This is a genomic window from Streptomyces cellostaticus (assembly GCF_001513965.1).
Taxonomy (GTDB): Bacteria; Actinomycetota; Actinomycetes; order Streptomycetales; family Streptomycetaceae; genus Streptomyces; species Streptomyces cellostaticus.
On sequence record NZ_KQ948032.1, the window covers coordinates 89950 to 104039 of the forward strand.

14 protein-coding genes are annotated in these 14090 nt (G+C 71.6%); 3 read left to right on the forward strand and 11 right to left on the reverse strand.

Going from position 1 to position 14090, the window contains the following annotated elements:
* Positions 1–104: 104 nt before the first annotated feature.
* The 5 genes from AQI88_RS28560 to AQI88_RS28580 all read right to left on the reverse strand — a co-directional run bounded on the left by AQI88_RS28560 (position 105) and on the right by AQI88_RS28580 (position 4847).
* Positions 105–518: a DUF3151 domain-containing protein gene (locus AQI88_RS28560; RefSeq protein ID WP_067004609.1), complete on the reverse strand. Its 414-nt coding sequence runs from the start codon at positions 516–518 to the stop codon at positions 105–107.
* A gap of 289 nt (positions 519–807) precedes the next feature.
* Entirely contained in the window at positions 808–2265 is a 1458-nt protein-coding gene (locus AQI88_RS28565) for an MFS transporter (protein ID WP_067004611.1), read from the reverse strand.
* Between the two features lie 67 nt (positions 2266–2332).
* Complete coding sequence (gene fbaA / locus AQI88_RS28570) at positions 2333–3355, reverse strand: class II fructose-bisphosphate aldolase (RefSeq protein ID WP_067004613.1); 1023 nt, start codon at positions 3353–3355, stop codon at positions 2333–2335.
* A gap of 144 nt (positions 3356–3499) precedes the next feature.
* A complete protein-coding gene (gene pyrE, locus AQI88_RS28575) occupies positions 3500–4048 on the reverse strand; it encodes an orotate phosphoribosyltransferase (RefSeq protein WP_067004615.1) in 549 nt (182 codons plus the stop codon).
* Between the two features lie 10 nt (positions 4049–4058).
* Positions 4059–4847, reverse strand: a complete 789-nt coding sequence (locus tag AQI88_RS28580) for an aldose epimerase family protein (RefSeq protein ID WP_067004617.1) — start codon at positions 4845–4847, stop codon at positions 4059–4061.
* A gap of 74 nt (positions 4848–4921) precedes the next feature.
* On the opposite strand from AQI88_RS28580, the gene AQI88_RS28585 reads away from it, so the two are divergent.
* The gene (locus AQI88_RS28585) at positions 4922–5296 is read left to right on the forward strand and encodes a YciI family protein (protein ID WP_067004619.1); all 375 of its coding nucleotides are present in this window, start codon (positions 4922–4924) and stop codon (positions 5294–5296) included.
* A 16-nt stretch (positions 5297–5312) separates the two neighbouring features.
* Here the strand turns inward: AQI88_RS28585 and AQI88_RS28590 are convergent, their stop codons facing one another.
* From AQI88_RS28590 to AQI88_RS28600, 3 genes are all read right to left on the reverse strand, one after another.
* A complete protein-coding gene (locus AQI88_RS28590) occupies positions 5313–6065 on the reverse strand; it encodes an SRPBCC domain-containing protein (RefSeq protein WP_067004621.1) in 753 nt (250 codons plus the stop codon).
* Between the two features lie 572 nt (positions 6066–6637).
* Positions 6638–8275, reverse strand: a complete 1638-nt coding sequence (locus AQI88_RS28595; protein WP_067004623.1) for a polyamine aminopropyltransferase — start codon at positions 8273–8275, stop codon at positions 6638–6640.
* Between the two features lie 108 nt (positions 8276–8383).
* Positions 8384–8908: a DUF2617 family protein gene (locus tag AQI88_RS28600; protein ID WP_067004625.1), complete on the reverse strand. Its 525-nt coding sequence runs from the start codon at positions 8906–8908 to the stop codon at positions 8384–8386.
* Positions 8909–9728: 820 nt separating this feature from the next.
* On the opposite strand from AQI88_RS28600, the gene AQI88_RS28605 reads away from it, so the two are divergent.
* Positions 9729–10940 carry a pyridoxal phosphate-dependent aminotransferase gene (locus tag AQI88_RS28605; protein ID WP_067004627.1) on the forward strand — a complete coding sequence of 404 codons (1212 nt, stop codon included), beginning with the start codon at positions 9729–9731 and terminating at the stop codon, positions 10938–10940.
* A 1-nt stretch (position 10941) separates the two neighbouring features.
* On the opposite strand, the gene AQI88_RS28610 is transcribed toward AQI88_RS28605, so the two are convergent.
* From AQI88_RS28610 to AQI88_RS28620, 3 genes are all read right to left on the reverse strand, one after another.
* Positions 10942–11253, reverse strand: coding sequence for a hypothetical protein (locus AQI88_RS28610; RefSeq protein WP_067004629.1), 312 nt, complete (start codon positions 11251–11253; stop codon positions 10942–10944).
* A 792-nt stretch (positions 11254–12045) separates the two neighbouring features.
* Entirely contained in the window at positions 12046–12252 is a 207-nt protein-coding gene (locus AQI88_RS28615) for a hypothetical protein (RefSeq protein ID WP_067004631.1), read from the reverse strand.
* Between the two features lie 11 nt (positions 12253–12263).
* Complete coding sequence (locus tag AQI88_RS28620) at positions 12264–12461, reverse strand: hypothetical protein (RefSeq protein WP_317933610.1); 198 nt, start codon at positions 12459–12461, stop codon at positions 12264–12266.
* A 286-nt stretch (positions 12462–12747) separates the two neighbouring features.
* On the opposite strand from AQI88_RS28620, the gene AQI88_RS28625 reads away from it, so the two are divergent.
* Positions 12748–14088 (forward strand): NsdA family TPR-like regulatory protein, encoded by a 1341-nt coding sequence (locus AQI88_RS28625; protein ID WP_067004777.1) that lies wholly within the window; start codon positions 12748–12750, stop codon positions 14086–14088.
* Positions 14089–14090: the final 2 nt, after the last annotated feature.

Below are 14090 nucleotides of genomic sequence, written 5' to 3' on the forward strand. Positions count from 1 at the left end.
GCCGGCACGGGGGCCCCGGTCCCCAAGCGGAATCCTCCGCAATCCCCCCGGATACGGCAAGGCCCGTCCGCTGCCAGACGGGCCACACCGGTGTCCCCTACGGGTCAGCCCAGGGTCTGGGCCGCCGTCGGGGAGGAGTCCTTCAGGAACTGCGAGCAGCGCTCGTACTCCTCCTGCTCGCCGATCGACTGGGCGGCGCGGGCCAGGGCGTGCAGGGCACGCAGGAAGCCGCGGTTGGGCTCGTGCTCCCAGGGAACGGGGCCGTGGCCCTTCCATCCGCTGCGGCGCAGGGCGTCCAGGCCGCGGTGGTAGCCCGTACGGGCATAGGCGTACGACTCCACGACCGAGCCCCGCTCGAACGCCTCGTCGGCCAGCTGGGCCCAGGCGAGGGAGGAGGTGGGGTACTTGGCGGCGACGTCCGCGGGCGCGGTGCCCTGGGCGAGCAGCGTGCGGGGCTCCGGGTCGTCGGGGAGGTGGGTGGGGGGCGGGCCGCCGAGGAGGTTCTCGTGAATCGTCATGCCTCCAGTTTCTCGCACCGGCGCGTAGGTGGCCGACGGCACTGCAACCCCCTGGGGCCTGTCCGGCGGATCAGGCCGGCTCCAGGCGGCGGCGCCTCATCAGCACAGGTGAGCGGGGTCATGGGGGTGCCCCCACGCCCTTGAGGCAGTGGGGGGGTGCGTGCCAGACCCCGCGATTCCGGCAGGATCCGCCGGACCGGCCCTAGGGGCGCGGGGCTGTGTCGATATGCGGCTCCGCCGCGTGGGCGCGACCAGCCCCCACGCACCCGCAGCCGGAGGACGGCCGCAGCTACGCGGATTCGTCGGCTTCCAGTGGCGGCGACGTGACACAGCCATGGGTCTTGCACTCCGGGTGGCGGCAGCCCGGGGCCGGCCGGCGGACCAGGCCGAAGGCCAGGACCGAGCCGACCACCAGCACCCCCGCACAGATCGGCATCGCCCGGTCGAACGCCGCATCGAAAGCGGACGCGGAAAGGTACGCCTCCGGGCCCATGCCCGCCAGCAGCGGAAGCGCGGCCACGGCCACCAGGCCCGCCGCCCGCGCCGCCGCGTTGTTGACGCCGCTGGCCAGACCCGCCCGGGCGGTGTCGACGGAGGCGAGGACCGTGGCGGTCAGCGGGGCGACCACGGTGACCAGGCCGGCGCCCATCACCACCAGGGCGGGCAGGACGTCCGTCAGGTAGTTCGCGTCCGGTCCCACTCGCAGCATCAGCAGCATCGCCGCAGCGCAGAGCAGGGGGCCGACGGTCAGCGGCAGCCGGGGGCCCGTGCGGTCGGCCAGTGCGCCGGAGCGGGCCGAGAACAGCAGCATCAGGGCCGTCGTCGGCAGCAGCGCCGTACCGGCCTGCAGGGCCGAGTATCCGGCCACCACCTGGAGCTGGAGCGCGGTGAGGAAGAAGAAGCCGCCGAAGGCCGCGTACACGCACAGGGTGACCAGGTTGACCGCCGTGAACTGGCGCGAGGCGAAGATGTCCGGCGGGAGCATCGGGTCCGGACGGTGCTTCTCGACGTAGACGAAGGCCACCGCGACGGCGAGACCCGCCACCGCGGTCACCGTCACGGCCGGGGAGAAGCCGTGGCCGGCCTCGATCAGGGCGTACGTCAGCAGGGCCAGCGCCAGGGCGCCCAGGGCCGCGCCGAGCACGTCGAAGCGACCGTGGGCGCGCTCGTCGGCGGACTCGGGCACGTGCCGGACCGCGACCGGGACGCACAGCAGGGCCAGCGGCACATTGAGCAGGAACACCCAGCGCCAGCCGGGGCCGTCCACCAGCCAGCCGCCCAGGAACGGGCCCACGGCCGCCCCGATCCCGCCGAAGCCGGACCAGAGGCCGACCGCCCGGCTGCGGTCGTCCCGGTGGAAGGAGGCCTGGATGAGCGCGAGCGAGCCGGGGGTGAGGAGCGCCCCGCCGACGCCCTGGAGGGCGCGGGCGGCGATGAGGACGCCGGCGTTCGGGGCCAGGCCGCACAGCAGGGACGCCGACGCGAACCAGACCACCCCGAGCACGAAGATCTTCCGGCGGCCGTAGCGGTCCCCGAGCGAGCCGCCCAGCAGGATCAGGCCGGCCAGCGTGACCATGTACGCGTTGACCGTCCACTGGAGGGCGGCGAGGTTCGCGTCGAGGTCGCGGCCGATGCGCGGGAGCGCCACGTTGACGACGGTCGAGTCCAGCATGGCCATGCTGGAGCCGAGGACCGTGGTGAGCAGGATCCACTTGCCCTGGGGCGAGGCCAGCCGGACGTCGGGCATGGGTCCAGGTATACAGCGGACCCGGTGCCGTGGCACCGGGTCCGCCGCAGACGTCGTCGGACGTCACTTACTTGATCTTGTTGCCCGCCGAGCGCAGGTTCTGCGTGGCCTCGACGACACGGGCGGCCATGGACGCCTCGGCCAGCTTGCCCCAGGTGCGCGGGTCGTAGGTCTTCTTGTCGCCGACCTCGCCGTCGACCTTCAGGACGCCGTCGTAGTTCCTGAACATGTGGTCGGCGACCGGACGGGTGAAGGCGTACTGGGTGTCCGTGTCCAGGTTCATCTTCACGACGCCGTTCTCCAGCGCGGTCAGGATCTCCTGCTCGGTGGAGCCGGAGCCGCCGTGGAAGACGAAGTCGAACGGTGACGGCTTGCCGTACTTGGCGGCGACGCCCTCGTTCAGCTCCTTGAGCAGCTCGGGGCGGAGCACGACGTTGCCCGGCTTGTACACGCCGTGCACGTTGCCGAAGGACGCGGCCAGCAGGTAGCGGCCCTTCTCGCCCAGGCCCAGGGCCTCGGCGGTGCGGATCGCGTCCTCGACCGTGGTGTACAGGGAGTCGTTGATCTCGTGGGAGACGCCGTCCTCCTCGCCGCCGGTCGGGGTGATCTCGACCTCGAGGATGATGTTGGCGCGGCGGGCCTGCTCCAGCAGCTCCTGCGCGATGGCCAGGTTGTCGGCCAGGGTCTCGGCGGAGCCGTCCCACATGTGGGACTGGAAGAGCGGGTTGCGGCCGGCCTTCACGCGCTCCTCGGAGATCGCGAGCAGCGGACGTACGTACCCGTCGAGCTTGTCCTTCGGGCAGTGGTCGGTGTGCAGCGCGATGTTGACCGGGTACTTCTCGGCGACGATGTGCGCGAACTCGGCGAGTGCGACCGCGCCGCTCACCATGTCCTTGCTGTACTGGCCGCCCAGGAACTCGGCGCCACCCGTGGAGATCTGGACGATGCCGTCGCTCTCGGCCTCCGCGAAGCCGCGCAGGGCGGCATGCAGGGTCTGTGTCGAGGTGACGTTGATGGCCGGGTAGGCGAACTTGCCTGCCTTCGCCCGGTCGAGCATCTCGTTGTAGACCTCGGGGGTTGCGATGGGCATGGTCCGCTCCTTGAGTGTGCGGGTTGGCGTTCTGCGTACTACGGCCCTGACCTAGACCTGGGGTGTGACGTCATCGTCGGCCCCATCTTTCCAGACCTGACCTGATGGTCGGTGTCCCGGTCAAGTCCAGGTCAAACCGGTGCGTCAGTCCAGACCCAGTTCATCCTTCGAGAAGGCGAACCGGTACGGAACGCCCGCGCCGGCCTCGATCTTCTCGGCGGCACCGGTCGCCCGGTCCACGATGGTGGCGACGGCGACGACCTCGGCACCGGCCTCACGCACGGCCTCCACGGCGGTGAGCGGGGAGCCGCCGGTGGTGGAGGTGTCCTCGACCACGAGCACCCGCCGGCCCGTGATGTCCGGTCCTTCCACCCGCCGCTGCAGCCCGTGCGCCTTCGCCGCCTTGCGCACGACGAAGGCGTCGAGCTTCCTGCCGCGCGCGGCGGCCGCGTGCAGCATGGCGGCGGCGACCGGGTCGGCGCCCATGGTCAGGCCGCCCACCGCGTCGAACTCGAGGTCGGCGGTCAGGTCCAGGAGTACCTGGCCGACCAGCGGGGCGGCCTCGCCGTCGAGGGTGATGCGGCGCAGGTCGACGTAGTAGTCGGCCTCCAGACCCGAGGAGAGGGTCACCTTGCCGTGCACCACGGCCTTGTCCTTGATCTGCTGCAGCAGCGCGCCACGTACGTCCGTCATGCCGACCAGCTTAGATGCGGCGCCAGCTCCAGATGGTCGTCGCCTCCAGCGGCTCCACCGGCGTGACCAGCCGCGGGAGGGTGTTCAGGCCGTTGGGCGGGCCGGTCTGCGGCTCCACGCAGACGGCCTCGGCCTGCTCGTCGTAGACGACCACCCACTCCTCGCGGCTGGCCACCGTCAGCTCCAGCTGTCCGGGCCAGGTGAGGGTGACGTCGACACCGCCGGGCATGCCGAAGCAGTCGTCCCAGGGGCCGGGCTTGGGGGCGATGCGGTTGCCGGTGGGCAGGTGGTCGGCGCCGCGCTCCTCCTGCCAGGCCGGTGCGAAGTCCAGCTGTACGTCCTCTCCCCCCAGGTTCCGGTTGAACCAGGGGTGCCAGCCGATCTGCGCCGGGAAGGAGTCGTCGTAGGTCTCCACGGACATCGCCAGCGTCAGGCTGTCCTCGGCCAGCGTGACGATCTGGGTGACCCGGCCGGGGTACGGCCAGGGGGCGGCCAGTTCGTGCGTGATGACCGCCTCGTTCGCCGAGGTGCGGGCGGTGCGCCAGGCGCCGTCGCGGGCGGTGCCGTGGATGGCGTGCGGCGGGGAGTTGAGGGGCATCTGGCGGACGGTGGCGCCGTCCAGGAAGCGGCCCTCCCGGATCCGGCCGCACCAGGGCACCATCGGGAAGCAGCCGTAGCGCTCGCCCTGCCGCAGCAGCTCCACGCCGCCGATCCGGAGCCCGCCGATACGGCCGCCGTCACCGGGCCGCACGCTCACTTCCGCGTCACCCGCGGTCAGCGTGATGTCTTCGTTACTCACGGGACGACCCTACTGGGGCGATCAAGAGGGCGTTCGCCGGACGGGCCGTGCCGGGGTGCGGGCATGGTGGGGGCATGAAGTACATGGTGCTGATGTACGCAGACCCGGCGGCGACCGAGGCGATGTCCGCCGAAGACCGTGCGGAGGTGTTCCGCAGGCACGAAGCGCTGCACCGGGACCTGGCGGACACCGGCGAGATGCTGACCGGCGCCGGATTGGCCTACCCGAGGGACACGACCACGCTCCGGTGGCGCGGGGACGGCGACGGGGCGGTGGACGGGCCACTGCCTGCCGCGGCCGAGCAGCTGACCGCCTACTACGTGATCGAGTGTGCGGGCCCGGAGCGGGCGCGGGAGATCGCCGAGCGGGTCCTGGACTTCCATGTCGTGGCGGTCGAGGTACGGCCGGTCCACGACTGGTTCGGCATGGGCGAGGCGCCCGCTCGGTAGCGGCGTTTGCGCAGGCCTAGCGGCGTTTACGCAGGGCGCGGCCCACCACGATCGCCGAGGCCAGGACGAGGGCTGCCGCGGGGGCCGCCCAGCGCAGGGCCGGGTTGGCGGCGACGGTCTGGGGGGCCGGTACGGGGGCGTAGCGGCCGCGCGGCGGAGCGTGGTCGACCTCCTCCGCGCTGCGGCCGATCATCGTCCGGCGGGCGTGCGCGGCCTCGGCGGGCGGCTCGCCCGTGTCGGCGAAGTCGCCGGCGCGGCGGTCGTCGACGGCGGGGTCCAGGGACGGTGGGGGGACCTCGGTGTCGAAGAGGGAGGTGGGCTCGGGTTCCGGCTCGTCTTCCGGCTTCTCCGGGCTCTCCGCCAAGGCTTCCACAAAACGGTTCAGCAGCCGGGTCAGCGCCGAACTCACCGCGTCCTTCGGGAGTTCCGCGATGCGCCCGTCCGCGTCCGCTGTTCCCTCGACCGTGACGGTGGTGCCGTCCTCGGTGTCCGCGAGGCGCAGGGTGAGCGCGAGTGTGACGCTGCCGGTGCCGCGGGCCTCGGTGGCATCGCCCTCGACGGTGTACGTGCCGTCCTCGCGGGACGTGATCCGGAGGGCGCCGCGGTAGGTGACGGAGTGGCCGCCGACCCTCAGCTTCAGGCGTCCGGCGACGGGTTCGGCACCGGCGTCCTGCTGGAGGCCGGGAACCGCCCTTGCCACCCGGGCGGGGTCGGCGAGGGTCTCTCTCAGCCGGTCGGGCGTCACCGGAACAAAGACCTGGTACTCCATGTCGGTGGAGCCTACCCAGTCGTGGCCGGTACGTACCGTCCCCCGCTGGGGGCTCCGCCCCCAGACCCCCGTTGCCCACCCACCCGACTCGGTCGGTCAAGAGGTGCAACAACCAGGTCGGCCGGAAACCGGGGCGACTCGACCGGGCGGAAGGTGGCCAACTCGACCAGGCGAAAAGTGGGACGACTCGACCGGGCGGGAAGCAGGCCGGCTCGGCGGCTGGAAAGCACACCGACCCGACCGAGCACGGAGCAGGCGGATCCGACCGGACACGAAGCAGACGGCTCGGACAGGCACGAAGCAAGCGACCCGACCGGCCGCAAAGCAAGCCGACCCGACCGAGCACGGAACAGGCGGATCCGACCAGACACGCAGCAGACCAACTCGCGCGGACACAAAACAAGCCGACCCCACCAGACACGCAGCAGACCGACCCGCGCGGACACGAAGCAGACCGGCTCGGCCGGACGCGAAGCAAGCGGATCCCGTCGGACAGGTGGCAGACCGGCTCGGGCGGCTGAGAAGCGGCCGACCCCAGCGGCTGAGAAGTGGCCCGCTCGGCGGGCGCCCCCTCAGTACCGCGGATGCACCAGCGTCGACGCCGTCAGTCCCCCGATCCTCGTGCGGGCCGCTGCCCGTTCGTCGGCGGTCAGGGCGGGCTGGGTCAGGGTTCGTGGGTGGGGGTCGCTCGGGTTCAGGGTCAGGTGGGGAGCCGAGGGGGCCGGGGTCGCCAGGAGGAAGCCCCAGTCGTGTGGGGCCCGGGATGCGCCTGCCGAGCGGTCGGGGCCGGCCGGGAAGCCGGAGTCGTGGCCGAGGACCCGGTAGGGGGCCGTGGCGAAGCCGGCTGCGCGCAGGGTTGCGGCCACCGTCCAGAAGGCGCGGGGGCGAGTGGCGACGGGGCCGGCGTGCACCACCAGGCGGCCGCCGGGGGCGAGAACGCGGCGGGCCAGGCCGTAGAACTCCTGGGAGTACAGCTTGGTGCTGGCCGTGATGCCGGGGTCGGGCAGGTCCGCGATGACGACGTCGTACGCCGCCTCGGGCGCCCCGCGCAGCCAGGTGAGCGCGTCGGCGGTCGTGGGGTGGACGCGGGGGTCGTCGTAGGCGTGGCCGTTGAGGGCGGACAGGCCGGGGTCGCGGCGGGCCAGGGCGAGAAGGCCGCCGTCGAGTTCGACGACGTCGACGCCGCGCACGCCCCCGTACCGCAGGACCTCGCGGGCCGCCAGGCCGTCGCCGCCGCCGAGGATGAGCACGCGCGCGTGCGAGCCGGTCATCGCGGGGTGGACCAGGGCCTCGTGGTAGCGGCGTTCGTCGCGGCCGCCGACCCGCAGCCGGCCGTCCAGGAAGAGGTCGAGGGGGCGGCCGTGGGTGCCGCCGGCGAGGACGACCTCCTGGACGTCGGTCTGCAGCGCGACCCGGACGTCCCTGCCGTACACCGCGCGCCGGGCCGCCCGTTCGAAGTCGCCGGCGAGGGCGACCGCGGAGGCGAGGACGCCGAGGACGACGAGGCCGGCGACGAGCAGCGTCCAGCGGGCGCGGTGGGTCAGGTCGCGGCGGAACAGACCGAGGACCAGGGCGCCCCCGGCGACGACGTTGACCGTGCCGGTGAGCAGGGCGCCGGTCAACTGGCCCAGGAACGGGAGGAGGAGGAAGGGGAAGGCCAGGCCGCCCACCAGCGCGCCCACGTAGTCCGCCGCGAACAGGTCGGCGACCGCGCCGCCCGCGTCCTGGCGGCGGATGCGCTGGATCAGCTCCATCAGCAAGGGGACTTCGGCGCCGATGAGCAGGCCGATGGCGAGGGAGAAGGCGACCAGCAGGCAGCGCGGTCCGAGCGCCCACACCCCGCCCCAGCCGCCGGTCCAGGCGAACACGGCGTACAACGCCATCGCGCTGCACCCGCCGACCAGCGCGAGGACGGTCTCGATCGCGCCGAAGCCGGCGGCCGCGTGCCAGCGCAGCCGCTTGGCGGCGAGGGAGCCGATGCCCATCGCGAAGACCATCACGGACAGCACGACGGAGGCCTGGGTGACCGAGTCACCTATCAAGTACGAGGCGAAGGCGACGAGTTCGAGTTCGTACACGAGTCCGCAGGCCGCGCAGACGAAGACGCACACGAGGACCAGGAACCGCCCGGTGCCGGGCCGGACGGGCAGCCGTGCGGGGCCGGTCCAGGGCGAGGCACCCGGGCGCGCGGGGGCGTGCGGTTCGATCACGTTGCGACGTTACGTCACATGCTCGGTACGCTTCGTCACCCACACGTGTGGAACTGAGGGCACGAGACGTATCGGGGTTTATGCCGGCCGGGATGCATGCGGTGCGCTTCAGTCCGCCTGAGTCGCGGACGCCCGCTCCCCGACGCGGGTCCGGGTCGCCACCAACTGCCCGTCCTGCGGGTAGGCGTGCCAGGTGCGCCAGTGCACCTGGCCCTCGTGCCGCTGGGCCAGCATCGCGGTGAAAGCGTGCGGGCTGCCGGGGAAGACACCGGCGAGACCGTGCGGGTGGTCGGAGACGAGCGCCAGCAACTCCTGGGCGCGGCCCGCGAACGAGCCCGGCGTCAGCACCTCGACGCGTGCCGCGAACTCGTACTCCCAGTCGCCGACCCGCTTGGCCACGCCCAGCGGAAGAGGGGTACTGGATCCGGGGATGCACGCGACCGTCTCCGAGCAACTGCCCCGCTCCTCCTCCAGCAGTACCTGGTGGGACGCGCCGAGCAGTCTCAACTGCAGCTTCGCCCCCGTCAGTTCCAGATCGAGGGTGGCCAGGGCGGGGAGCGGCTCGCGTCCGAGCGCCCAGGCGAGGTCGGCAGCGCGCGTATCGGTGTAGGAGGTGTTCAGGGTCGTGAGCATGGATCGGCTCCGCTAACACGCAAAGGAGGGGGGAGTTCGGCCATGTCAGCCCGGTCAGCCCAGCCGGCCCGGCCTGGGAGAGGAGTCTGCGGGACGTCCGAAGGGCTGCGTAGGTGATTGAGAGGGAATCATGGACAGTGGCGCCGCCACAGCGTTTTTACCCAACTTCGTGGGGTTTCCATCCCTCAGAGGGCTACACAGCTCAACTGTTCAACTATGGCGTACGCCGGGCGCACGCCACGAGCGGGAAAACAACGGCCGGACGCCCGCCGGATGCCTTCCCCGGCGGGCGCCCGAGAGCGGGAAGCTCAGCTGCCCCGTGTCAGCTGCCTCCGCCGCATCCGCCCCCGCCTCCGCACGAGGAACCCCCGCCGCACGACGAGTGACCGCCGCACGACGAGTGACCGCCCCCGCAGGAGTGATGGCCACCGGAGTGGTGACCTCCGGAGTGGTGACCACCCGAGTGGTGGCCGCCGGACGACGATCCGCCGTCTCCCCCGCCGGCCCACCAGCTGCTGCTGCCCGCGCCGTACGACGCCGAGGACGACGAGGACGACGAGGACCACGAGCCGGACCGCCGCGTGCGGCCCCCTTTGCCGCGTCCCGACTTGTTTGCCGCGGACGCGACGATCCCCAGGCAGAAGAGCGCGATCACCGCCACGACGAACACGGTGCCCATGGCGTCACCTTCTTTCCGTTCCCCCGAAGCGGCCCCCCGTGGGCGCCTCGCCGGTCACCGCCACTCGTGCGGTGAACGAGGGATTCCCGGCCGCCCCAGGGCTCAAAGCAGAGTTGAGGAAGTCCAGAGCTTGGGCGCAGGATGACCGGCATGACCTCCAGCGCGCGCCCCCGCCTCAATCGCCGTCTCGCCGAGTTCGGGACGACGATCTTCGCCGAGATGTCCGCCCTCGCGGTGTCGACCGGGTCGATCAACCTGGGCCAGGGTTTCCCGGACACCGACGGCCCGGAGGAGGTCCGCGAGGCCGCCGTACGGGCGCTGCGCGACGGGCGGGGCAACCAGTACCCGCCGGGTCCGGGCATCCCCGAGCTGCGCACCGCGATCGCCGCGCACCAGCTGCGCCGCTACGGGCTGTCGTACGACCCCGACACCGAGGTGCTGGTGACCGCCGGCGCGACGGAGGCCATCGCAGCCTCCCTGCTGGCCCTCCTCGAACCCGGCGACGAGGTCGTGGCCCTGGAGCCGTACTACGACTCCTACGCGGCGAGCATCGCGATGGCGGGCGGCAGGCGGGTGCCGGTGACGCTCCGGCCGTACTCCGACAACGGAGCCGAAGGAACCGAAGGGGCCCGCTTCCGGCTGGACCTGGACGAGCTGCGCGCGGCGGTCACGGACCGCACCCGGCTGCTGCTGATCAACACCCCGCACAATCCGACGGGTACGGTCCTCACGCGCGCGGAGCTGGCCGCGATCGCCGAGCTGGCGGTGGAGCGTGACCTGCTGGTGGTGACGGACGAGGTCTACGAGCACCTGGTCTTCGACGACGCCGAGCACCTGCCGCTCGCCGCCTTCCCCGGGATGCGGGAGCGCACGGTCACGATCGGCTCGGCCGGCAAGACCTTCTCCTTCACCGGCTGGAAGGTCGGCTGGGTGACGGCCGCGCCGGAGCTGGTGAGCGCCGTGCGCGCGGTGAAGCAGTTCCTCACCTACGTCTCCTCGGGGCCCTTCCAGTACGCGGTGGCCGAGGCCCTCGCACTGCCCGAGTCCTACTTCGATGGCTTCCGCCGGGACATGCTCGCCCGCCGGGACATCCTCGCTCAGGGACTCACCGAGGCGGGCTTCACGGTCTTCCGGCCCGCGGGCACCTACTTCATCACGACCGACATCCGCCCCCTCGGCGAGAAGGACGGCTTCGCCTTCTGCCGCGCCCTGCCGGAGCGGGCGGGCGTGGTGGCCATCCCCAACGCGGTCTTCTACGACGACCGGGAGGCGGGAGCACCGTTCGTACGGTTCGCCTTCTGCAAGCGCGAGGAGGTCCTGCGGGAGGCGGCGGAGCGGTTGCGTCACCTCTGAGTTACGCCGCCTGGGCCTTCCTGACCAGCTCCACGGCCGTGACGAGGCTCAGGCCGGGCAGGGCGTCGCGCAGTGCCTTGACCGAGGCGACCTCCTGGGCCTTCGGGTCCAGCTTCGCCTCGGCGAGCGCCTGCTGGGCCCACCGCACCCGCGGATCCAGGCCGTCACCGATGCCGTCGACGATGTCCAGTGCCCGCCGGAGCCCTGCGGCCGTCTCCTCCCCCTCGGCTCCCCTGAGAGCCTCCTGAAGCGCGGCGCGCGCCTCGTCCAGATCGTTCAGTACGACGAGGTGCGCTTCCTTCTTGCTGAACACGGTTACCCCTGCTGGGTCGACTGCGGTGGCCGTAACCGATCTTCCCCTAACCCATCAACTGCGGGCAAAGCCTGATGAGTTGCTGCGGCAGCCGCTACCGTTGAAGCGTCCACCGCCTGAATCACAGCTCCAGGCGCGGAAACAGGGGAACAGGACGCCGACCGGGGGCGGCGTCCGCGTCGTCCCCGGCCGATGGCTCACGTGGTCCGGCCGGGGACGGCGTTGCCCTCCACGAGCGGGACGAGTGCACCCCTGCGCTACGTCCCGGGCGGGTTCGCCCGTCATCAGTCCGCGTAAGAGCTGTGACCCAACCGGAGGTGGACGGTGTCCGAGAAGAAGAGGGAGTGGCGGAAGGAGTTGGCCGCTCGATTCGCCGTCGCGGCACTTGTCAAGGTGCTGTGGGGGCTGATCGTCGAGTTGGTGATCCGTCCTCACGACTGATCCGGCACCACAGGGCGCCTCAGCCGTCTTCGCGACTGAGGCGCCACTGGCCACGTTTCCCACAGGCTGTGGACGGGCGCCGGTGCGCACGGCGAGAGCCCGGCCCCTGCCGTACGTCGGATGGGGGCCAGCGGACAGTCGTGGGGCGCTAACGACCGCGCGGACCATGTCCAGTGCGGCAGCGGGTGCAGCGGCACGGGGGCCAGGCGAACGAGTCCGGGAGGCGTTCCGGGTCGGGGTGGGCCGTGATGGTGTGCCGTCTCGACTGTGCGACGTGCTTGCCGTCGGGGGTGAGCCGGTAGATGTGGATCGTCAGGCGGGATTCCCCCAGTCGGCGCGGGGCGCCGACGTTCACCGCGCGCCTCCCGCAACCGGCGCGTGGCAGGCACAGGGACAGCAGCGCATCAGCAGCAAGCCGACGCCGCCGGGCAGCGGTACGTCCGCCGTCTGGCGGCAGGCGCCGTGCAGGTCCTCGTAGCCGGGCCGGCGGGCGAGCGCGCACTCGGCCGACAGCCAGGATGTGTCCGCGCCATTCCCCGTCCCCTGTGACCGCTTCATGGTTGCGTCCATCACGCCACCGCCTCGGCGTCGGCCGCCAGGACCAGGGCCAGCCGCCGACTCTGTCGTGCCCGCTCGCGCTCGTTTTCGCGAAGGTACGGGCGGACGATCGCGTTGGCGCTGCCGTCCAGCGGCGTGTCCAGTCCGTACGGGGAGCGGTGGTCCGGCAGCCATGGTGCGGCGGTACGGGACACTTCGGGCCTGCGCACGGGGTCCGGTCGGCCAGGCCGGGAACCTGCCGGGCGCCTGCCGGTACCGGGCGCAAAGGCGCCCAGCACCCACCGCAGGCATGCGTGGATAATGCTCACTGTCATCAGCTCCTCAGTAGCTGGTGGCCACGCCCCCGGACGTTCGCCGCGTCGCGGGGGTCTGAACGTTTCAACCATCCACCGCAACAAGGCCGTTGACTTCCCCCTCGTGGGTATCCCCATCATGGGTACGCTGGTCGTGACGCCGGTTCGGCACACTGTCACCAGCAGGCGCAGCAGGGATCTCATGACCAGTTACGAACCGCCGACCGCACTTCCTCGTGCACTCTTGGAGCGCGAGGACATGAAGGCCGCGATCGTGGCTCACGACTTCGGCACGGTGTTCGCGCTGGCTCGCCGTGATGCCGGGATCAGTTATTCGAAGATCGCGGCCGAATGCGCCATCAAGCCCGAACGTGTGGGGGCTCTGGCGCGTGGCCACGGCAGTGTGACCACCTTCGAGAAGATCACGCGCATTGCCGACGCACTGCGCATCCCTGGGCGCATGTTGGGTCTCGCCCCGCGAGAATGGGAGACCACTTCCCCATTGCGCCGAGTGCTCCCCGCGCCTGCCCAAGCCACCGCCGCCAACGCAGACGGAGACAACGTGCAGCGCAGGGAGTTCTTCAAAGCAACGGCCCGAGCTGGGCTCGCCGTTGGCCTGCCCCAAGTCACTCGCCCGCTGACGGGCCGCCGGGTCGGAAGCGACTTCCCCCAGCGGCTACGGGAGCGTACAGCCCGCCTGCGTCGCCTGGACGACGTCCTGGGAGGCGGGGACACATATCGGGTCTATCTCGGGGAGTACCAGGCCACAAAGACTTTCTTTCGCGGAGCCGCCTACACCGAGGAGACGGGCCGGGCTCTGCTCTCCGTACTCGCCGAGCAGGCACAGCAAGCCGGTTGGGCCGCGTTCGACGGCGGCATGCACGATGATGCGACCGGGTTGTACGAGGAGAGCCGCAAAGCGGCTGTGGACGCCGGAGACGCTGCGCTTGCAGGCAACGCGCTTGCCTTCCTCGCCTACCAGAAGATCAACGGCGACCGTCGGGCCGGGATACAGACCGCTGCTCAGGCCTGCCAGACCGCAGGACCTGACGCGCCCCCAGGCGTGCGCGCGCTGCTGCACGAGCGGTTGGCGTGGGCGTATGCCGTCGCCGGACTCGCCGACGAGACGGAACGGGCCCTGGACACCGCAGGCACCGCGCTCGCCGAAACGGGCGATGAGCCGCAACCCGACTGGGCCGCGTGGGTCGACGAGAACGAGCTGCGGATCATGACTGGTCGGTGTTGGACGGAGCTGCGGCGCCCACTGCGCGCAATCCCCGCCCTGGAGACAGCCCTGACCCAGTACGACGACGCCCACGCGCGTGACAAGAGCCTCTACTTGTCATGGCTGGCCGAGTCGTACGTGACTGCGGGGGAGGTGGAGCAGGCAGCCGCCATCACCGGCCGCGCGCTGGAACTCTGCGCCGGGATCGCCTCCGTACGCCCAAGAGAGCGGCTTGCCCCGGTCCTGGAACGGCTCGGCGAGTACCGAAGCGTCCGGGCCGTTGCCGACGTCCTTGAGAAGGCCAGGTCCGGGGCCTGACC

Excerpts from the sequence above, each read along its gene's own strand:
- AQI88_RS28560 (WP_067004609.1), bottom strand. The coding sequence starts at position 518 with ATGACGATTCACGAGAACCTCCTCGGCGGCCCGCCCCCCACCCACCTC.
- AQI88_RS28565 (WP_067004611.1), bottom strand. The coding sequence starts at position 2,265 with ATGCCCGACGTCCGGCTGGCCTCGCCCCAGGGCAAGTGGATCCTGCTC.
- fbaA (WP_067004613.1), bottom strand. The coding sequence starts at position 3,355 with ATGCCCATCGCAACCCCCGAGGTCTACAACGAGATGCTCGACCGGGCG.
- pyrE (WP_067004615.1), bottom strand. The coding sequence starts at position 4,048 with ATGACGGACGTACGTGGCGCGCTGCTGCAGCAGATCAAGGACAAGGCC.
- AQI88_RS28585 (WP_067004619.1), top strand. The coding sequence starts at position 4,922 with ATGAAGTACATGGTGCTGATGTACGCAGACCCGGCGGCGACCGAGGCG.
- AQI88_RS28590 (WP_067004621.1), bottom strand. The coding sequence starts at position 6,065 with ATGGAGTACCAGGTCTTTGTTCCGGTGACGCCCGACCGGCTGAGAGAG.
- AQI88_RS28600 (WP_067004625.1), bottom strand. The coding sequence starts at position 8,908 with ATGCTCACGACCCTGAACACCTCCTACACCGATACGCGCGCTGCCGAC.
- AQI88_RS28605 (WP_067004627.1), top strand. The coding sequence starts at position 9,729 with ATGACCGGCATGACCTCCAGCGCGCGCCCCCGCCTCAATCGCCGTCTC.
- AQI88_RS28615 (WP_067004631.1), bottom strand. The coding sequence starts at position 12,252 with ATGAAGCGGTCACAGGGGACGGGGAATGGCGCGGACACATCCTGGCTG.
- AQI88_RS28625 (WP_067004777.1), top strand. The coding sequence starts at position 12,748 with ATGACCAGTTACGAACCGCCGACCGCACTTCCTCGTGCACTCTTGGAG.